Source organism: Desulfosalsimonas propionicica (assembly GCF_013761005.1).
Taxonomy (GTDB): Bacteria; Desulfobacterota; Desulfobacteria; order Desulfobacterales; family Desulfosalsimonadaceae; genus Desulfosalsimonas; species Desulfosalsimonas propionicica.
The window spans coordinates 553629-574046 of the sequence record NZ_JACDUS010000002.1 but is presented as its reverse complement, the minus strand read 5'-3'; the positions used below and the strand labels follow the sequence as shown (position 1 = coordinate 574046).

At 55.5% G+C, this 20418-nt stretch carries 18 protein-coding genes; 17 read left to right on the top strand and 1 reads right to left on the bottom strand.

Annotated elements, in window-relative coordinates; genetic code table 11:
• Window positions 1-199: 199 nt before the first annotated feature.
• A complete protein-coding gene (locus tag HNR65_RS05890; RefSeq protein ID WP_181550527.1) occupies window positions 200-1594 on the bottom strand; it encodes a CCA tRNA nucleotidyltransferase in 1395 nt (464 codons plus the stop codon).
• A 113-nt stretch (window positions 1595-1707) separates the two neighbouring features.
• Between HNR65_RS05890 and coaE the strand changes: the two genes are divergently transcribed.
• The 17 genes from coaE (at window position 1708) to HNR65_RS05805 (ending at window position 20264) form a co-directional block, all read left to right on the top strand.
• A complete protein-coding gene (gene coaE / locus HNR65_RS05885) occupies window positions 1708-2367 on the top strand; it encodes a dephospho-CoA kinase (protein ID WP_181550526.1) in 660 nt (219 codons plus the stop codon).
• A gap of 314 nt (window positions 2368-2681) precedes the next feature.
• Window positions 2682-3929, top strand: coding sequence for a transcription termination factor Rho (rho, locus tag HNR65_RS05880; RefSeq protein ID WP_181550525.1), 1248 nt, complete (start codon window positions 2682-2684; stop codon window positions 3927-3929).
• A 57-nt stretch (window positions 3930-3986) separates the two neighbouring features.
• Window positions 3987-4205 carry a 50S ribosomal protein L31 gene (gene rpmE, locus HNR65_RS05875; protein WP_181550524.1) on the top strand — a complete coding sequence of 73 codons (219 nt, stop codon included), beginning with the start codon at window positions 3987-3989 and terminating at the stop codon, window positions 4203-4205.
• Window positions 4206-4223: 18 nt separating this feature from the next.
• Complete coding sequence (prfA, locus tag HNR65_RS05870) at window positions 4224-5324, top strand: peptide chain release factor 1 (RefSeq protein ID WP_181550523.1); 1101 nt, start codon at window positions 4224-4226, stop codon at window positions 5322-5324.
• On the top strand, window positions 5278-6204 hold the full coding sequence (gene prmC / locus HNR65_RS05865) for a peptide chain release factor N(5)-glutamine methyltransferase (protein ID WP_181550522.1): 927 nt from the start codon (window positions 5278-5280) through the stop codon (window positions 6202-6204). The genes prfA and prmC overlap by 47 nt, the downstream gene beginning before the upstream one ends.
• Window positions 6205-6363: 159 nt before the next feature.
• Entirely contained in the window at window positions 6364-7248 is an 885-nt protein-coding gene (gene rpsB / locus HNR65_RS05860; protein WP_181550521.1) for a 30S ribosomal protein S2, read from the top strand.
• 2 nt (window positions 7249-7250) lie between these two features.
• Window positions 7251-7850, top strand: a complete 600-nt coding sequence (gene tsf, locus HNR65_RS05855) for a translation elongation factor Ts (protein WP_181550576.1) — start codon at window positions 7251-7253, stop codon at window positions 7848-7850.
• A gap of 5 nt (window positions 7851-7855) precedes the next feature.
• The gene (pyrH, locus tag HNR65_RS05850; RefSeq protein WP_181550520.1) at window positions 7856-8581 is read left to right on the top strand and encodes a UMP kinase; all 726 of its coding nucleotides are present in this window, start codon (window positions 7856-7858) and stop codon (window positions 8579-8581) included.
• Between the two features lie 75 nt (window positions 8582-8656).
• Window positions 8657-9214 carry a ribosome recycling factor gene (gene frr, locus HNR65_RS05845; protein WP_181550519.1) on the top strand — a complete coding sequence of 186 codons (558 nt, stop codon included), beginning with the start codon at window positions 8657-8659 and terminating at the stop codon, window positions 9212-9214.
• On the top strand, window positions 9204-9950 hold the full coding sequence (uppS, locus tag HNR65_RS05840) for an undecaprenyl pyrophosphate synthase (protein ID WP_181550518.1): 747 nt from the start codon (window positions 9204-9206) through the stop codon (window positions 9948-9950). The genes frr and uppS overlap by 11 nt, the downstream gene beginning before the upstream one ends.
• Before the next feature lie 58 nt (window positions 9951-10008).
• Complete coding sequence (locus tag HNR65_RS05835; RefSeq protein ID WP_181550517.1) at window positions 10009-10818, top strand: phosphatidate cytidylyltransferase; 810 nt, start codon at window positions 10009-10011, stop codon at window positions 10816-10818.
• Window positions 10819-10832: 14 nt separating this feature from the next.
• A complete protein-coding gene (locus HNR65_RS05830; protein ID WP_181550516.1) occupies window positions 10833-11993 on the top strand; it encodes a 1-deoxy-D-xylulose-5-phosphate reductoisomerase in 1161 nt (386 codons plus the stop codon).
• Window positions 11994-12017: 24 nt separating this feature from the next.
• Window positions 12018-13082 (top strand): RIP metalloprotease RseP, encoded by a 1065-nt coding sequence (gene rseP / locus HNR65_RS05825; protein ID WP_181550515.1) that lies wholly within the window; start codon window positions 12018-12020, stop codon window positions 13080-13082.
• Between the two features lie 5 nt (window positions 13083-13087).
• Window positions 13088-16081 (top strand): AIR synthase-related protein, encoded by a 2994-nt coding sequence (locus HNR65_RS05820; protein ID WP_181550514.1) that lies wholly within the window; start codon window positions 13088-13090, stop codon window positions 16079-16081.
• A gap of 56 nt (window positions 16082-16137) precedes the next feature.
• Complete coding sequence (locus tag HNR65_RS05815) at window positions 16138-16965, top strand: phosphoribosylformylglycinamidine synthase subunit PurQ (RefSeq protein WP_181550513.1); 828 nt, start codon at window positions 16138-16140, stop codon at window positions 16963-16965.
• Between the two features lie 39 nt (window positions 16966-17004).
• Window positions 17005-19527, top strand: coding sequence for a HEAT repeat domain-containing protein (locus HNR65_RS05810; RefSeq protein ID WP_181550512.1), 2523 nt, complete (start codon window positions 17005-17007; stop codon window positions 19525-19527).
• 20 nt (window positions 19528-19547) lie between these two features.
• A complete protein-coding gene (locus tag HNR65_RS05805) occupies window positions 19548-20264 on the top strand; it encodes a hypothetical protein (protein WP_181550511.1) in 717 nt (238 codons plus the stop codon).
• The last annotated feature ends 154 nt before the right edge of the window (window positions 20265-20418 follow it).

Genomic DNA, 20418 nt, shown 5'->3' with positions numbered 1-20418 from the left:
CGCCGTAAAAAGTCCAATATCTGCGTTACGCGCAATTTCTCAGAATTTCACATACGGATAAGTACGCTGTATTCTTCGAAATTGCGCAAGCCTTGATCTTGAACTTTTTACGGCACCATCTAAAATCAGACTTTTTACGGTGCCATCACATTTTATCCGTTTGCAAAATTTTTTTATATATTAAAATGATGGCATTATGTCAAGCATCCTTTTGCGTTTCAACGATTTTACGGGCCAGTTCCAGGGCCTGATCCCGGGATTCAATATCACCGGCCAGCCGGCCTTCTTCAACCCTGTCCAGGACTGTTGCAAACAGGGGGGAAGGGGAAAGCCCCAGTTCACGGATCAGGTCGTGGCCCGTGAGCAGGCGGGGACGCGCCCGGGCCGGAAGGTGCCCGGTGAAGTAGCGCTGCGCCAAATCTTTGGCAAATTCGATAAATTCCGGATTTGTTTTTTCTTTCTTACCGGTCATGTCGGCAGTCGCCATCAGCAGCAGATCCGGGGTATAGGGCCGGGTTTTGATGAAAAAGCGGGTCATCGCCCGGGAGGTGAGTGCATTGCGCTGCCGGGCCGTGTACAGAAAAAGGGGCCGGATGTGATGGCGGATCAGAAAGGTCACGTAACCGGCATCCGCGCAGGAAAATCTCAGGCGGCGGCAGATCTGACCGGCCATTTGCGCCCCTGCCCGGGGGTGATGATAAAAATGGATACGGCCCTGGTCATCTGTTGTGCGGGTCTGTGGCTTTCCGATATCATGGAGCAGGGCGGCATGCTTGAGCAGTCTCACGGCCGCCGGCATGCTCAGCAGTTCTTGATTGGTCCGGTCCGGCGCAAGGGCAGGGCGGTTTTGGTGCAGCATCTGTTCCAGGCCCCTGTATACCGCCATGGTGTGGTCAAATACGTCAAATTCGTGGTGCCGGTTCTGTCCGCAGTTTTTCAGGGCTTCGAGTTCCGGAAACAGGCTTCCCAGAAGCCCGGCGCGGTCCATCTCTGAAATCCATTGTGCCGAATCCTGTGTTTGGAGGATCTTTTGCCATTCATCCCGGATTCGCTCGCCTGCCACCTGCCGGATTTGCCCGGCTTTTTCGGAAACAGCCGCAAACGTTTCCGGGTCAATGGCAAATCCAAGGGTTGCGGCCATGCGAAAGGCCCGCAACAGGCGCAGGGGATCATCATCGAAAACCCTTTTACCGGTCATTCGGATCATCCTGCGGTCAAGGTCGCCGCGGCCGCCGGCCGGGTCAATGAGGCGGCCGGATGGCAGGGATACAGCCATGGCATTGATTGTAAAATCCCTGCGCAACAGATCTTCGGAAATGGTTTGCCCCTGGATGGCAGCAATGTCAAAAATCCTGCCGGCGCTGACCACCCGGTGGATGATTTGCCTTTTTTTGCCCAAAACCACAACCCGGCTATTTTCAGCTTCGGCAATAGCCCGGGCCAGGCGGGCCGGGTCGTGTTCCACTGCCAGGTCCCAGTCGGCGAAAGGTCGGCCAAGCAGCTGATCCCGGACGGTTCCCCCAACCAGATAGGCCCCGGATTGTTCCGGAATCTTCGGGAGAAGCGGTTGCGGGAGAAATTTGGTATTGATCAAAGGCATTTTTTCATATATGCAGTTATTCTTCTTGCATTTTCGTGTTGTTTTCCCGGGGCGACCCGCGTTCGGATCGGATCATTGATTCATAGCTCAAAAACAGGGTGCATGCAATGGGCAGACAGCATACGACCCCGGGACAACCCTGCCGGCTGATTAAAATCGGGGTAACCGGGGGGGTGGGTTCCGGGAAATCCCTGGTCTGCCGCCGCCTGCAGGCGTCGGGCGTACCCGTTGTCAGCGCGGACCAACTGGCCAGACAGGCGGTTGAACCTCATAGCCGGGCCCACAAACAGATTGTAAAGCGGTTCGGCAAAGACATTCTTACGGCAGACGGCACCATTGACCGGCCCCGGCTGCGGCAGATCATCACGCAGGACGAGGCTGCACGCAGGGACCTTGAAAGCTATGTCCACCCTGAGGTAGGGGTGCAAATGCAGAACCATTTCCGGTCTGCGGCCGCGCAGGGCGCATGGCTGGCGGCAGTGGAGGTTCCGCTGCTGTTTGAAGCCGGCCTGCAGGACCAGTTTGATGCGGTGATTCTGGTTTCCGGGGATACCGAGGTTCGTATTCACCGGATCATGCAGCGCGACAATGTGAGCCGGCAGCAGGCCCGGGCCCTGATGCACATCCAGATGGAAGAAGCCCAAAAACGGCGGATGTCCGATTTTATTATTGAAAACAACGGAAGTATTGACCAAATGCATGCCCAGGTGGACCGGGTACTGGAAAAACTTGCGGAAAAGTATAAAAAAATAGGCGAAAATGGTTGACAGGACCTTTTATCTGACTTATTGATAGACAAAACGCTCCTGCCTCCTGGACGTTTGTTTTGCGCGAATCCTTCTTCAACATCTTAAAAACCAATCAGGCCTCATATTACCTAAAGTTTTAAGAAGACACATAATTTCTATATCCGGCTTTGCAGCTTTCCTGTTGCTCGTTTTACAGTTTTGCCTCTGCTGCCGGCAATGCGCAGGGCTTCAAACATCCGGCTCCATGCGGGTGAAAAACCGCAGGATCACTGCACGCCTGACATACAACCCAATTTTGAAATGAATCGGAGAAAACACAGGAATGGGATTACATGAACATCGTTGAACTGAAAAACAAAAAAATCAATGAACTGACCCGGATGGCCAAGAAGTTTAACATTGAAAACGTCGGCCGGATGCGCAAGCAGGAGCTGATTTTTTCGCTGCTTCAGGCCCACATTGAAAAAAACGGTCTCATCTACGGAGAAGGCACCCTGGAAATTCTGCCTGACGGTTTCGGTTTTCTGCGGTCCCATGACTGCAACTACCTTCCGGGCCCGGATGATATCTATGTGTCGCCTTCCCAGATCCGCCGGTTCAGTCTTAAGACCGGAGACACGGTCTCCGGCCAGATCCGCCAGCCAAAGGACTCGGAACGCTACTTTGCCCTGCTCAAGGTGGAAGCCATCAACTTTGAAGAGCCGGACGCCGCCCGGGACAAGATCCTGTTTGACAACCTCACGCCCCTGTTTCCGGAAAAAAAGGTCAAGCTTGAGCGGGAGCCGGACAATTATTCCATGCGGATCATGGACCTGATGACCCCCCTGGGTTTCGGTCAGCGAGGCCTGATCGTCTCCCCGCCACGCACCGGCAAGACCATGCTGCTCAAAAACATTGCCAACAGCATCATCGGCAACCACAAAAACGTGGTCCCATTTGTGGTGCTCATTGACGAACGGCCCGAGGAGGTCACGGACATGCAGCGCTCCGTGGATGCGGAGGTGGTTTCCTCCACCTTTGACGAGCCGGCCGAGCGTCATGTGCAGGTGGCGGAAATGGTGGCTGAAAAGGCCAAGCGCCTGGTGGAGCACAAAAAGCACGTGGTGATCCTGCTCGACAGCATTACCCGCCTGGCCCGGGCCTATAACATGACCGTGCCCTCCAGCGGCAAGCTGCTTTCCGGCGGTGTGGACGCCAATGCCCTGCACCGGCCCAAGCGGTTTTTCGGCGCTGCCCGAAACATCGAGGAAGGCGGCAGCCTCACGGTGATTGCCACGGCCTTGATTGACACGGGAAGCCGAATGGACGAAGTCATTTTCGAGGAGTTCAAGGGCACGGGCAACATGGAGCTGCACCTGGACCGCAAACTTTCCGACCGCCGCATGTACCCGGCCATTGACATCAACCGCTCCGGCACCCGCAAGGAAGAACTGCTGCTTGATGCCGACGCTCTCAACCGTGTCTGGATCCTGCGCAAGCTGCTCTCTCCCTTAAATCCTATTGACAGTCTTGAATTTTTGCTCGATAAGATGAAGGGCACAAAGACCAACAAGGAATTTCTCGACGCCATGAATTCCTGAAAACCCTGAACCTTGAACTTTGAACATTGAACCCGAACCAACGCTGAGGTGTTTGAAATGAAAAAAGAGATTCATCCGGAATACAAAACCACCACCATCCGGTGTGCCTGCGGCAACGAGGTGACCGTCGGCTCCACCCGCGAGGATATCTCCGTTGAAATCTGCTCCCAGTGCCATCCGTTTTACACCGGCAAGCAGAAGCTGGTGGACTCGGCCGGCCGCATTGAGCGGTTCCGCCGCAAATATGCCAAATTTCAGCAAAACGACAAGAAATAACCAGGATTTAAGCGGTTTATGTTAGAACGACTCGACGGCATAGAAAGACGCTATCAGGAACTTGAAAGCCTGCTTAGCGACCCGGAAGTGGTGGGCAACCGCGAACTGTATCCCAAATATGTTCGTGAGCATTCCGAGCTGGGAAAGATCGTGGAGGTCTACCGGGAATACGACCGGGTATGCCGGGAACTCGACCAGAGCCGGGAGCTGCTTTCCGATCAGGATCCGGAGATAAAAGACCTGGCCAGAAGCGAGATCGAGAGCCTTGAAGACGAAAAGGAGCGCCTGGAGCAGGACCTCAAAAAGCTTCTGATTCCAAAGGATCCCAATGACGACAAAAACGTGATCCTGGAAATCCGGGCCGGTACAGGCGGCGAGGAAGCCGGCCTTTTTGCCAATGATCTGTTTCGCATGTATACGCGCTATGCCGAGGCCAAGAACTGGAAAATCGAGTTGATGGACGCCAACTGGAACGACTCGGGCGGGCTCAAGGAAGTCATTGCCATGGTCAAGGGCCAGGCGGCCTACAGCCACCTGAAATATGAAAGCGGCACCCACCGGGTCCAGCGGGTTCCGGCCACCGAGGCCCAGGGACGGATTCACACCTCTGCCGTGACCGTGGCGGTTCTGCCGGAAGCCGAGGAAGTGGAAGTCCATATCGATCCCAGCGAAATCCACGTGGATGTGTTCCGCTCCAGCGGACCGGGCGGGCAGTCGGTGAATACCACGGATTCCGCGGTTCGCCTCACTCACCTGCCCAGCGGACTGGTGGTGACCTGCCAGGATGAAAAGTCCCAGCACAAAAACAAGGCCAAGGCCATGAAAGTGCTGCGCGCCCGGCTCTTTGACATCCAGCTCCAGGAGCAGAACGACAAGATTTCCCAGCAACGCCGCAGCCAGGTGGGCAGCGGCGACCGAAGCGAGCGGATCCGCACTTATAATTTCCCCCAGGGCCGGGTGACCGACCACCGCATCGGCCTGACCCTATACAAGCTGGAACAGGTCCTTCAAGGGGCTTTGGACGAAATTATCGACGAGCTGGCCACTTTTTATCAGGCGCAGGCATTACAAAATGAGCAATCCCAGTCCCCGGAAACCGCCCACATGGACCGTGCTTGACGCCCTTCAGTGGACAGCCGGCTATTTTGACACCCATGGCATCGATTCTCCCAGACTGACCGCAGAGATTCTTCTGGCCGCGGTGATGGAAACCACACGCATTGACCTCTACATGCGCCATGATCAGCCCCTGGCCGGGGAGGAACTGGCAGCATTCCGGGAGATGATCCGCCGCCGGGTCAGGCGCGAGCCGGTTGCCTATATTCTCGGTGAAAAGGAATTTCTGGGCCGCAGCTTTACCATTACACCTGATGTTTTGATTCCCAGGCCTGAAACCGAGCACCTGGTGGAAGCCGCACTTGAACGTCTGCCGGAAGATGACGGTGGCAGCCGAAAAATTCTGGATCTGGGCACAGGTTCAGGGGCCATTGTTGTCTGTCTTGCCGCTCAAAGGCCCGGAAACCGCTATTTCGCCGTGGACCGCTCGCCTGCCGCCCTGCAGGTGGCACGGAAAAACGCTGCAGTCCAAGGGGTGGCCCGTTTCATTCATTTTTTCGCCGGCAGCTGGTTGTCCCCGGTAAATGCCGATTGTGCCGGTTTTGACATGATTGTTTCCAACCCGCCTTATATCCCGTCTGCCCGGTTCGGGGACCTGCAGCCGGAAGTGGGTCAATACGAACCCCGTATGGCACTCGACGGCGCTGATGACGGGCTTTTTGCCATCTCGCAGATCGTGTGCAAGGCTCAGGATTATTTGCTGGCCGGGGGATTTTTGCTCATGGAAATCGGCTGGGATCAGAAATCGGCCGTTGAAAATCTTTGCCTTGAGGCAGGGGGTTATGCCCCTGCCGAATTTGTGCGGGATTACGGCGGTCATGACCGGGTGGCAATTCTGCAGAAAAAACCGGTCCCGGCCCTGGACGTCCTGGAATGCTCATAAAAAATATTGCGATCCCGGACGGGTTCTGCTATAAATACCCATTTTATGAATTAACGACGCACGCCCTTTGACCGGCGGCCTCGGTGCTTTGGCATAAAGTCGGCAGCCGGGAGGATAAGGGCGGAGGAATCCAAAACCGAAGCAAAAGGAGTGTTGTCAATGGCCTATGTAACCATGAAGGAACTGCTCGAATCCGGCGTCCATTTCGGCCACCAGACCCGCCGCTGGAATCCCAAGATGAAAAAATACATTTTCGGGGCCAGAAACGGCATCTACATCGTGGATCTGCAGCAGACGGTCCGGATGTTTAAAACCGCCTATGATTTTGTGGCCAACACGGCGGCAAACGGCAAAAGCGTGCTCTTTGTGGGCACCAAGAAGCAGGCCCGGGAATCGATCTACGAGGAAGCCAACCGGTGTGAAATGTATTATGTGCACAACCGCTGGATCGGCGGCATGCTCACCAACTTTCCCACGGTCAAAAAGAGCATCGAGCGGCTCAATTATCTCAATACCATCGAAAATGACGGATCCATTAACCTGTATCCCAAAAAGGAACGGGTAAAAATGCTAAAGGAGCGGGCCAAGCTGGACAGTAACCTTGGCGGTATCCGCACCATGAAATCGCTTCCCGGCGCCATGTTTGTGGTGGACCCCAAAAAGGAGGGCATTGCCGTGCGCGAAGGACTCCGTCTGGGCATTCCCGTGGTGTCTGTGGTGGATACCAATTGTGATCCGGATCTTATTGATTATGTGATCCCCGGCAATGATGACGCCATCCGCTCCATCCGGCTGATCACCTCCCGGATTGCTGATGCCGCCATTGAAGGCAGCCAGCGCAGGGATGAGAAAATGCAGGCTGAAAAAGACAAACAGGCCGAGGAAGCCCGGACGCAGACGGCCGGAAAGGCCGAACGCCGCGTGGAGACCCAGGATGAAGAAGGACCGGTGGTGGAAGTGATTCGCAAGGCATCCGCGGCCAAGCCCCAGACACCGGCTCCGGAATCGGAACAATCTGAAGAAGCTGTGAATACAGGAGAGTAATGATGGCAACAATTAGTGCTGATATGGTAAAGCAGCTCCGCGACCGTTCGGGCGCGGGGATTATGGACTGCAAGGAGGCCCTGAGCGAGTGCGACGGGGATATGGAAAAGGCTGCGGATTACCTTCGTAAAAAAGGCCTGGCCACGGCCAAGAAACGGTCCGGGAAAGTGGCCGGCGACGGTGTGATTCAGTCCTATATACATATGGGCGGCAAGATCGGGGTGCTCGTGGAAGTCAACTGTGAAACCGATTTTGTGGCCAAGACAGATGAATTCAAGGAATTTGCCAAAAACATCGCCATGCACATTGCCGCCTCAAGTCCCCTTGGCGTGGTTCCCGAAGATATCCCTGCAGACGTGGCCGAGCGCGAAAGGGAAATCTACCGCCAGCAGGTACTGGAGATGGGCAAGCCGGAAAACGTGGCCGAAAAGATCGTCGAAGGCAAGATGAACAAGTTCTACAAGGAATCCTGCCTGATGAACCAGCTCTACATCCGGGATACCAATTTGACCATCTCAGATGTGCTAAATGAGATGATTGCCAAGACCGGGGAAAAAATCACCATTAACCGCTTTGCCCGTTTTCAGATCGGAGAAAGCTGAAAATCTTGAACCAGGCCAAATACCAGCGCGTATTACTGAAGCTCAGCGGCGAAGCCCTGATGGGCGACGGCAACTACGGCATCCACCCCGAAACCCTGGGATATGTGGCCCGGGAGGTCAAATCCGCTGTGGATCTCGGGGTGGAAATGGCCGTGGTGGTGGGCGGGGGCAACATTTTCCGGGGTATGGCCGGCAGCTCTCAGGGCATGGACCGGGCGTCTGCCGACTACCTGGGCATGCTGGCCACCGTCATGAACAGCCTGGCCCTGCAGGAGGCCCTGGAAAAAATCGATATTCCCACCCGCGTGCTTTCAGCCATATCCATGCACCAGGTGGCCGAGCCCTATATCCGCAGGCGGGCGGTCCGGCATCTGGAAAAAAAGCGGGTGGTCATATTCGCAGCAGGTACCGGTAATCCCTATTTCACTACGGATACGGCCGCCGTGCTCCGGGCGGCAGAGATTCACGCTGAAGTTCTGCTCAAGGCCACCAAGGTTGACGGGGTCTATGATATGGATCCCGTGGGCAATACCACTGCAAAGTTTATCCAGGATATTGATTACATGACGGTCCTGGAAAAAAGGCTGCATGTCATGGACAGCACCGCCATTTCCCTGGCCATGGACAATCATCTGCTGCTGGTTGTCTTTAATCTCAGAGAAAGCGGCAATATCCGCAATGCCATCTGCGGGCAGGCCGTTGGAACAAAAATTTGCGAGCCCCGGAAGTAAGGATAGCTATCCTGCAGGGTTGCTTCGGTTGAAATCAGTGACATCCGTCAATTACAATTTTGAGGGCAAAAAGCCATGATCGATTTGATTATCAGTGAAGCCAGTGAAAAGATGGACAAGTCGGTGGACGCCCTGAAAAAGGATTTGAAAAAAATCCGCACAGGGCGGGCATCGCTGAGTCTGCTCGACGATGTTCGCGTCAATTACTACAACACGCCCACTCCGCTAAACCAGCTTGCATCCCTGTCCGTGCCCGAAAGCCGCATGATTACCATTCAGCCCTGGGATCCTTCGGCGATCAAGGAGATTGAAAAGGCGATCATGAAGTCCAATCTCGGTCTGACACCCTCAAGCGACGGCAAGATCATCCGCATTACCATGCCGCCGCTGACCGAAGACCGGCGCAAGGATATTGTCAAGCAGGTCAACAAGGTTTGCGAGGAATACCGGATTGCCGTGCGAAACATCCGCAGGGAGGCCAATGATTCCTTAAAAACCCTGAAAAAAGACGGCGATGCCTCAGAAGATGACGTGACCAAGGCCTTTGACCAAATCCAGAAGCTCACAGACGAGCATGTCAAGCAGATAGACGATCTGTACAAGGACAAGGAAAAGGAGATCCTTGAAGTCTGATTCTGCCGAAGATATGGGGCTGGATCCGTCGAGACTGCCCGTTCACGCTGCAGTGATCATGGACGGAAACGGCCGGTGGGCCCAGAAACGGATGTTAAACCGGGTTAAGGGCCATGAGCGGGGGGCGGACACGGTACGGGCGGTGGTCCGCGCCAGCCGGGAAATCGGAATCCAATACCTGACCCTTTACGCTTTTTCCACGGAAAACTGGCAGCGGCCCAAATCCGAAGTAAAAGCCCTGATGACGCTTCTTAAACGTTTTCTGGCATCCGAGCGCAAGGAGATGGTTGAAAACAATATTCAACTTCGCGTGCTGGGCCAGATCCACCACCTTCCGGAAGATGTTCGGGAGGGCCTGACGGATATCATGGCGGAAACCAGCAGAAATGACGGCATGTGTTTGTGCCTGGCGCTTTCCTACGGGGCACGCTCGGAAATTGTTGAGGCTGCCCGAAATCTTGCCCGGCAGGTCAAAGAGGAGCGCATGGAGCCCGAAGACATCACCGAAGAGCTGTTTTCGCAAAATCTCTATACCCACGGAATTCCGGATCCGGAACTGCTGATCCGAACCAGCGGCGAATACCGGATCAGCAATTTTTTGTTGTGGCAGATCGCCTATTCGGAGATTTTTGTGACCCCCACCCTGTGGCCGGACTTTACCCGCGAGGAATTTATCGGCATCCTCAAGGACTTTCAAAGACGCGAGCGCCGTTTCGGCAAGGTTGCGGAGAAATGATGCCCCTGGCATTTGTTTCGCCGATTTTCCCTGACTACAACTTATCCGGGATCGTGTTATGCATTTAAAGCGTTGGATTACCAGCATTATTGCCGTTCCCCTGCTGATTGCCCTTATTTTTTGGGCATCGCTGCCGGTGTTTGCCGCGTTTATTTCCATAGTGGCGGCAGTGGCCCTTTATGAATATTTCTTCATTGTTTTCCGGGGGGATCGGGGCCGCATATTTTCGCCTGTTGCCTTGTCGGGACTCGCAGCCGGGATTGCCATGATCATGGCCGTTGCCTGGCTGCCGGAAAATAGCCTGCTGTTTTTCGTGTTTCTGGGTCTGGCGGCCGCTGCACTGCTTTCCATACAGGCATACAAAAAAGGCCCGCAGATCATGGAAACGGTTGCCCTCCAGGTCCAGGGGCTGGTTTATATTCCTCTTTGCCTGTCCATGCTGGTACTGCTGCGCGCACAACCCCAGGGACTGGCATGGCTTTTTTTCGTGCTCTTTGTTGTTTTTCTCGGAGATGTGGGTGCTTTTTATGTGGGCACATACAAAGGGCGGCACAAGCTCAATGCTGCCATCAGCCCGGGCAAAACCATAGAAGGGGCCCTGGGGGGCCTGGGGGCGAATCTGGTTGTGGGCCTGATCTTCAAGCTGCTTTTTATTCCCGGGCTGCCAGTGCTGCATACGCTGGTGCTGGTGGTGCTCATGGGCCTTGCCGGCCAGGCAGGCGACCTGTTTGAGTCCGAGCTCAAGCGCACCGCCGGGATCAAGGACTCGGGTTCGATTCTGCCGGGCCACGGCGGGATTTTGGACCGCATTGACGCCCTGCTGTTTGCCGTGCCTGTTGCTTATGCATGGAAAATACTGGTGCTTTAACCGGAAACAGGTATATGACTTCCCGCAACCTCGCCATTCTTGGCTCCACCGGTTCCATCGGCAGAAATACCCTGGCTGTGGCCCGGCGTTTTCCCGAACGGTTTTCGATCCGGGCCCTGACTGCCAGAAACAACATTGATTTATTGGCTGCTCAGATTCAGGATTTTTGCCCTGATATTGCGGTTGTCTATGATCCCTCTGATGCCGAGGATCTCAAAAAGAAACTGGGCCGGAAAGTTTCCACGAAAATTTTACACGGGGAGCAGGGCTATCTCGATGCCGCCACTCACGAGGGCGTGGACATGGTGGTTTCAGCCATGGTGGGCGCGGCCGGCCTGCTGCCGACACTTGCGGCCATAGAGGCAAAAAAAGACATTGCCCTTGCCAACAAGGAAACCCTGGTCATGGCAGGGGACCTGGTCATGGACAAGGCCCGGACCTCCGGTGTGCGGGTGCTGCCGGTTGACAGTGAGCACAGCGCCATTTTTCAATGCATTTGCGGCAATCGCCGAAAAGATGTGGAAAAGATCCTTTTGACAGCCTCAGGCGGTCCGTTTTGCAACAGTCCGGCTTCTGAGTTTGCCCGGATAAAACCCGGTGATGCCCTGGCGCATCCCACCTGGCAGATGGGCAGCAAGATCACCATTGATTCGGCAACATTGATGAACAAGGGCCTGGAGGTAATCGAGGCCATGCATCTGTTTTCATTGTGCGTGGAACAGGTGGAGGTGGTAATCCATCCCCAAAGCATTATCCATTCCATGGTGGGTTATTGCGACGGCACGGTTATGGCGCAAATGGGCCTGCCGGATATGCAGGGAGCCATTGCTTATGCCCTGTCATATCCGCAGCGGTTGTCCCTGGGTTTATCCAGTCCTGATTTTCCGGGCATTGGAAAGCTTACCTTCCAGGCCCCGGATTTGGAAAAATTTGTCTGCCTGGCCCTGGCCCTGGAGGCCGGAAAAATCGGGGGCACCATGCCCGCAGTGCTCAATGCGGCAAACGAGGTGGCTGTGGCCGCATTTCTTGAAGACCGCATTGGGTTTGACCGGATTGCCGGGTTGATCGGATCTGTCATGCAGCAATACGAGCCCTTACCGGATCCTGATCTGGACAACATACTGGCCGCAGACGCATGGGGCCGCAATGCAGCCCGGGCTCAGCTGCCTGAATAAGACTTACAATTAGGAACACGCTATATGAGTACGGTTATCGGATTGGTCATTGTCCTGGGTGTATTGATTTTTTTCCACGAGCTGGGACATTTTCTCGTGGCCAAGGCTTTCGGGGTGGGCGTGGAGCGCTTTTCTCTGGGATTCGGCCCCAAGATTCTAAAAAAAACCATTGGTGAAACCCAATACTGTATCTCCGCGCTGCCCTTGGGCGGATACGTGAAAATGGTGGGCGAGCAGCCCGACGCCGAACTCGATGATGCCGAGATTCCCTATTCGTTCACCCACAAGCCGGTTTCCCGACGCATGCTGATCGTGGCCGCAGGGCCGTTTTTCAACTTCATCCTGTGCATATTGATTTTTTTCGGCATTTTCAGTATCTCCGGGGAAAGGATACTGGAGCCGGTCATCGGGAAAATCAAGGACGGGTCCCCGGCCCAGTCCGCCGGGCTGGAAAGCGGGGACCGGGTTGTGGCCGTACAGGACAAGGTCATTAACGCCTGGCCTGAAATGGCCGAGGCCATCGCCCGGAGCGGGGGACGGCCCATTGATTTTACCATCGAGCGCGACGGCCGCAGGCGCCAGGTAACCATCTCCCCTGTAAAGGATGAGGTGGAAGACGTTTTCGGCGAAACCCGTGATCGTTTTCTCGTGGGCATTACCGCAGCCGGGGAGGTCCGGGCCGAGCGGCTCAATCCGGTGGCGGCAATGGGCGAAAGCCTGTACCGGACCTACATGATCGTGGAGCTGACAATCGTGTCCGTGGTTAAGCTTATCCAGGGGGCCATTTCGGCCGACACCCTGGGCGGGCCCATCATGATCGCCCAGTTGGCCGGTGAACAGGTGGAGCACGGAATTGTGAACCTGCTTGCGTTTATCGCCCTTGTCAGCGTGAACCTGGGGATTTTAAACCTGTTGCCGGTGCCGGTGTTAGACGGCGGTCACATCCTGTTTTTCGGCATTGAGGCCATCATGGGCCGCCCGGTGTCGTTGCGGGTTCGGGAAGTGGCCCAGCAGGTCGGGATCTTTCTGCTCATGCTGCTGATGGTTTTTGTTTTTTACAATGATATCATGAGATTGTTGACGGGATAGCTGCCATGCCCCATCGCCTGGAAATCGCTTTAAAAAATGAATTGTTTGACGCAGAGGGCGCGGCCGTGGCCGGCAAGGCGGATGCTTATTTCGGCATCCGGGTGCAGGACGTCCGGGCTGTGCATATTGTCACCCTGGATGCGGATCTGTCCCCGGAGCAGCTCGAAACCGTCCGCAACGAGATTTTCACCAACCCCGTCACCCAGGTATCAAGTTTTGCGCCATTGGATCTGGGCTTTGACTGGTGCATCTGGGTGGGATACCGGCCCGGTGTCAAGGACACTCCCGGACAAACGGCCATAGAAGCCATGGAAGACGTTCTCGGCATTCGCCTGGCCGAAGGTGAGGGCGTTTTTACCTCAAAGCGCTTCTGCATCAGGGGCCCGGAAATCAGTCAGGACGATGCCCAATGCATCGCAGAGCAGTTGCTGGCAAACGAGATTATCCAGCAGGTCCGGATTTTTTCCAGGCATGACTGGGATCCCGAAAACGGGGTGGGCATCATCATCCCAAAGGTCCGTCTGGACCACAAGCCCACGGTGACCCCGGTGAGTGTGGATTCGGATGCGGTTTTGCAGCAGATCAGCGATGCGCGAAACCTTGCCCTCAATGTCAATGACATCCCGGTGATCCGGCAGTATTTCCTGGATTCGGAAGTGCGCGCACAGCGGCGGGCCATTGGCCTGGATGATCCCACGGACGTGGAACTCGAATACATTTCCCAGGGCAGAAGCGATCACTGCAACCACAACACCTTTCAGGGCCGGTTTCATTACCGGGATCTTTCCACGGGTGAGACCGAGACCATTGATAATCTGTTTAAGACCTGCATTCAGGAGCCCACCCGGCAGCTTCAGGCGCAAAAGGACTGGGTGATCTCGGTGCTGTGGGACAACGCCGGGGTGGGACGCTTTGACCGGGACCACTATTATGTGATCACTGGCGAGACCCACAATTCCCCATCCAATATGGAGGCCTATGGCGGGGCCATTACCGGCATTGTGGGTGTGTACCGCGATCCGCTGGGCACTGGCAAGGGCGCGCGCCTGATCATGGGCAGCTACGGCTTTTGTACAGGGGACCGGGATTATGACGGGGAGCTCAAACCCAGGCTCCACCCCAGACGGCTTCTTGACGGCATCATCGAAGGGGTGCGCGACGGGGGCAACAAAAGCGGCATTCCCACGCCTTTCGGCCAGGTGACCTTTGACCACGGCTACATGGGAAAATGCCTGGTTTTTGTCACTGCTTTGGGCATGATGCCGGCAACGGTGGCCGGCACGCCATCTGAGGAAAAAACCACCGCTGCCGGCGAGCTGATCGTGATGTGCGGGGGCCGGGTGGGAAAAGACGGCATCCACGGAGTGACGGCCTCATCTGAGATTTTTACGGAAAACACCCCGGCCGGCCACGTACAGATCGGCGATCCCTATACCCAGAAAAAAATGCACGATTTTCTGCTCCAGGCCAGAGACGAGGGCCTGATTCGGTTTGTCACCGACAACGGCGGCGGCGGACTTTCCTCGTCGGTGGGGGAGACCGCCCGGTTTTCCGGAGGCTGTGAGGTCTGGCTTGACCGGGTGCCCCTGAAGTACGAAGGGCTTGATCAATGGGAAATCTGGGTTTCCGAATCCCAGGAGCGCATGACTGTTTCCGTGCGCCCGGAGGACGAGGACCGGTTCATGGCGCTTTCTGAAAAGCACGCGGTGGAAAGCACCGTGATCGGCAAATATACCGATTCGGGAAAGCTGCACATCACATACGATGGGGTGACATGTGCATACGTGGACATGGATTTTCTCACCCGGGGTTTTCCCCAGTGGGAGTTTGATGCCGAGTGGCGGTCACCTGAAATGCGCGGCCTTTATGAACCGGTGATGGGCGCGCCCCGGGATTACAACCGGCTTTTGACCGATCTTCTGGCCCGGCCCAACATCTGCTCCAGGGAATGGATCATCCGGCAGTATGACCACGAGGTCCAGGGCACCAGCGTGATCAAGCCCCTGGAGGGGGCCGACCGGGATGTCAACAGTGATGCCTCGGTGATCCGGCCGGTGTTGACCTCTGAACAAGGATTGGCGTTTTCTCAGGCCCTGCTGCCGTTTTATTCCGCCATTGACGCCTTTCACATGACCGCCTGCACCATTGACGAGGCCGTACGCCGGCTGGTGGCTGTGGGCGGCGATCCGGAGCACATCGGCGGGGTGGACAATTTTTGCTGGCCCAATATACAGTATGATCCGGTGCGGAACCCGGACGGCCGGTTTAAGGCTGCGCAACTGGTGCGTTCCTGCAGGGCTCTGGCCGAGACCTGCGGGGTTTACGGAATCCCGCTGCTTTCCGGCAAGGACAGCATGTATGTGGACGGCCATCTGGCCGGGGCTTACGGCGAGACCCATAAGCTTTCGGCACCGGAAACCATGCAGTTTTCCGCGGTCAGCGTTGTCAAAGACATTGCCTCCTGTGTAACCCTGGATATCAAGTGCCCCGGCGACGTTGTATATGTGCTGGGCGTGACAAAAGACGAACTCGGGGCATCGGAATACTATGACCGGTTCGGCTATACCGGCTGCAATGTGCCGGTGGTTGACGCCCGAAAACATTGGCTTTTATACAAAGATCTGCACGCGGCAATGGAAAAAAATCTTGCCGCATCGGTTCACGGGATCTACCGCGGCGGACTTGGGGTTCACCTGGCCATGTGCGCCATGGCCGGAAACCTGGGCATCCGTGCTGATATTGGCAAGGCACCCGGCGCAGAGGGCCTGCGGGCCGATCACCTGCTCTTCTCAGAAACTCCGGGACGGTTTGTGGTGAGCGTGGCACCGGAAAGCAGGGAAGATTTTGCATCTATGATGAAAGACCATGCACTGGCCTGCATTGGCGAGGTGACAAAAGCGCCCCGGCTGGATCTGTCCTGTGGTGCAGAATCTCTGGTGTCGGTGCCGGTGGCCGATCTCAAGGCCTCATGGAAAGCGCCGTTTGGACAATTGGTATAGATTTCCGGACTGGTTTGCGCTACATATTTGTGAAATAATCTTTCAAGAAGAAATATATGAGAAACAATGCTGAAATAAACGCCCTTGTGCTGACCGGTTACGGACTTAACTGCGACGTGGAAACCGCCCATGCATGTGAGCTGGCCGGGGCCCGGGCCGTTTGCGTGCATATCAACGACGTGATATCCGGGGCCGTGTCCCTGGAGGATTTCCAGATCATGGTGTTTATCGGGGGGTTTTCCTGGGGTGATGATCACGGCGCCGGGGTGATCCAGGCCGTGCGCATGAAAAAAAATGCCGGTGATCGGATCATCGGCTTTATCAACCAGGGCGGTTTGGTGCTGGGCATCTGCAACGGGTTTCAGACCCTGGTCAATTTCGGTCTCCTGCCGGGGATGGACAATGATTACACCGCCCGCACCGTGGCCCTGACCTACAATGACTGCGGTAATTTCCGCGACGACTGGGTGAATTTGTCCATCAACGCCCAATCGCCCTGCGTGTTTACCCGCGGAATGAAAAATATGGAATTGCCCGTGCGCCACGGGGAGGGCAAGTTCATTGCCGATCAAAAGGTGATTGACCAGCTCATTGACCAAAACCAGGTGGTGTGCAGATACGCCCGGGCAGACGGCGATTTGGCCGCAGGCGGTTTTCCGGCCAATCCCAATGGGTCCATGGCCGATATCGCGGGTATCTGCGATCCCACAGGCCGGGTTTTCGGCCTGATGCCGCACCCGGAGGCCTACAATCATCCGGCCAATCATCCGGACTGGACCCGGAACAAACATCTGCGCCGTTGCAGCAGCGCTGATGAAAAACCGCCTTTGTCCGCTGCCGGGATCCGCATCTTTGAAAATGCGGTCACATATTTCCGGGCCTGAGTTTGATTTCTGATTGATAACCAGCAATGCCGGACGATCATGAAACCACACCTGATCATCGTCAAATTTGTTGCAGCAGACCGGCTTGAAGCCTTCCATGATCAGCTTCAAACCGGTCCCCGGGACCTTGCCCTGAAAAGACCCCTGCCTGAAGACACAAAAATCGTTTTATTTCTGACCGCACCGGATATGGAAGCCCCTGTGGTGGAAAATGCCGTTGTGACGCAGCATACAGAAGATGACACCCGGATTGCCCTGGTCAATGCTTCCGGGAAACAGATCATATCGGCTCTGCCTGAAACATCTGTCGGGACCCCAAATTCAAGCGCTCCGGGCCCGGCATCCTTTGAATGGATTCAAGAGGTGGTTTCCGAGAAAGAACGGGAAGCCGAACCCCAGCCGGTGGCCGGGTTTTCAGACAAGCCTGTTGAGGAAAACAAAACCCCTGATCCGGATGAGCGCGAGCGGATCCGGCCCGTGGGGGAATGGATTATGAAGCTGGCCAAGGCCATCCTGCGCACCGGCTACTATGATGCTTCCCATCCGGGTGCGGCAGAGGCCGGGAAAGGGCTGTATCAGGAGTTTCAGCAGGTAATGGGGGATTGCCCGGAGCTTTTGCTCACCATCGAGGAAACCCGGCAGCAAACCGATATTGTTATTTCCGGAATCCTGGATGCGCCGGTATCCGTGCGAACCTTGGTGGGAAAGGGCTCGGCTGCGCTCTATGTGCCCAAGCTGTTTGAGTATTTCGAGAAAAAAAAACTGCTCAGCATTGCCATTAAAAAAAACATTTCCGCTGATCACTTCCGGGCCTTTGTCCGGATCATGAGCGATCCAAAAGTGGATCAAAGCGGGGCCCGTGAGGCCGGGCGTGTTTTGACCGCAGCTCTGGTGGAACAGAACATAACCGAAGTCTCAGCGGTATTTGACAACGACCAGCTTGATTTTGAAAAAAATCTGCCCTGGCGGGTGGCAATCGCCATGCAGCGGCTGGCCAAGGACTTGATGCTGCTGCCCATGTTCAGCGGCATCTCAGAGGAAAAGGCGCAAAAGCTCAAAGAGCAGTCCATTCGGGACATTCTACGGCCTTTGCGCCATCCGAAGCGGTTTAATGATTTTCTGGTCAATTGCTACATCATTGCTGATTACGTCACCCACATGGAACCGTCAGAAATCGAGAATATTCTCGTGGACGCCCTTCCTGCGAACCTGCTGCCGGCCACAGCCGCCTATACCTTTGAGGAACTGGACTGGCTGAATGAAAAAATCGCTGCAGATCCCGGCAACCAGCGTATTTTGCACCGCCTCGAGGGTATCCGCAGGATTTTAAAATGCATGGCCGGCCGGGTTGTGACGGAAAACATTTCCGGGGCACAGGCCTTTCTGGCTTACCTTTATGAAAATGAGATTGTCTCCTTTGAACACCTGCCGGAAGACGCCAGATATATTATCAATTCCCGCAGGATGGCAGAAGATGTCCGCCTTCACGCGGATGCATACATAGAGGGATTTGCATCTGCCGCAGATAATGACACGGCCATGGTTTATATCCGGTGCTTCCGCCGGGTGGTGCCGGTTTTTATGGAAAACCGGCAATGGGAGGTGTTGGAAAGCCTTTCCCGGGGGCTTCTGGAAAGCCGGGAAGGCATTACAGCCCGGGACCAGGAAATATTTGACCAGGTTTTTTCCCCGCACCTGGACCGCCTGTGCCGGGCCTATGAAAACGCCGATGATCCGGAGCGAGACCGGCTCGATGACGTGCTTGCCCGCCTGGGATATCCGGGCATCCGGGTGCTGGGCAAAATTCTCTCCGAGACTTCGGACCGAAAACTGCGGGCAAGGGTGGTCGACCGGCTGGCCGCCCTGGCCGAAGGCGCCAGGAAATGGGTGACCGACGTGCTCAGCGATTTGAACCGGCCCTGGTACATCCACAGAAATGCATTAATGATACTGCGGCAGGTAAGCACTGATGCCGAAGACGCCCGGCTGGCAGAGGCTTTTTTGAATCATGAGCATCCTCGCCTGCGCCTGGAGGCACTGGGCGCCATTGTGGCCTTAAAACCGCCCAATGCAGAACGCCATGTGACTGAGTTGTTGTCAGATCCGGATTCCCGGGTGAACTGGCGGGCCACGAAGGCGATCACTGAGCTGCCGGTAAAAAATCCGGACACGGTAGATCAGATCCTGGACCTGATTACTGATGTTCCCCTGGACCATTTAAAAGAAGCCTCCCCCCGGTTGAAACAGGCTGCGGCTTTGATGACCGCACTTTCAACCTTGATTGATATTTCCGCAAGCACCCGGCTGGAGTCGCAGATCCTTGAGTGGATTCAGCCAATGAGCACTGGCGGGAAAAAGCGTTTGTCCCTGCTCAAGCGAAACAGCCAGACGCAGGCTGAAATCCACGTGTTAAAGGCTGCAATCGGCCTGCTGGGAAAGGTGGGCGGGGATTTTTCCGTAAGTTTTTTAAAAGATCTGGCCCGGGCAAACCCGGACCTGGCCGGGCAGGTTGATCAGGCCATTGATTCCATTGAAAAGGCAAAAAAGGATACTGCATCATAGAACGCAAACCCGATCCACGATTGCGAAGTCTGATTTCCGTGTTCAAGGCCCAGGACCTGGTCTTAAAGGGCATTGCCACGGGGGTGCGTGTTAAGCTGGAACCGGATGTGAAAATCGACATACACAACCCGGCGGCCGGCTCCATGCGCGCCATTGCCCAAATCCGGATCTACCAGCCGGATCCGGGCAAAAAACAGGAGGAATCCGGCCGCATCTGCGATCAGCTCCGGAAAAAAACAACCGGCGTGGCCAGCATTTATCCCTTCAAGGCGGTAAAAGACACGCCAGATGTCTTTGTTTATGAAGCCATCGTGGATCTTTCCCAATCCCCAACCTACCATGAAACAGTGGTTTTCGGGCATGCCGGGGAAGAGCAAGCCTCGGAGGAATCGGTTGCCGGAGAAGCCGCATCCGAAGTCCCGGAAGAATTTCAAAACCCCGCCGCAACGGCCGTGGAATTGCTGGAAACCGTGGATGCCCGAACCTTCCGCCAGGCCCTGGACGCACTTGACCTGCCCCGCACCAGCAACCTGCGCCTTGCCCTGTCCCGTCTCCAGCGCAGCGCCATAGACGCAGAAGAACTAAACGATACCGCCAAAACCGAGGCTGCCAGGCTAACCGCACAGGCTGATATTGAAACGCTCGGGCGCATCCAGAGCCTCAACTCGCCTGATTTTCTGGATTGTTTGATTACATTGCTGTCAAAAAATTTGAACGAACAACTGATGGCACCGTAAAGTCCAATATCTGCATTACGCGCGATTTCTCATAATTTCACGTACGGATAAGTACGCTGCATTCTTTGAAACCGCGCAAGCCTTGATCTTTGAAACCGCGCAAGCCTTGATCTTGAACTTTTACGGCGCCATCAAGGCTAACCCATACAGGAAT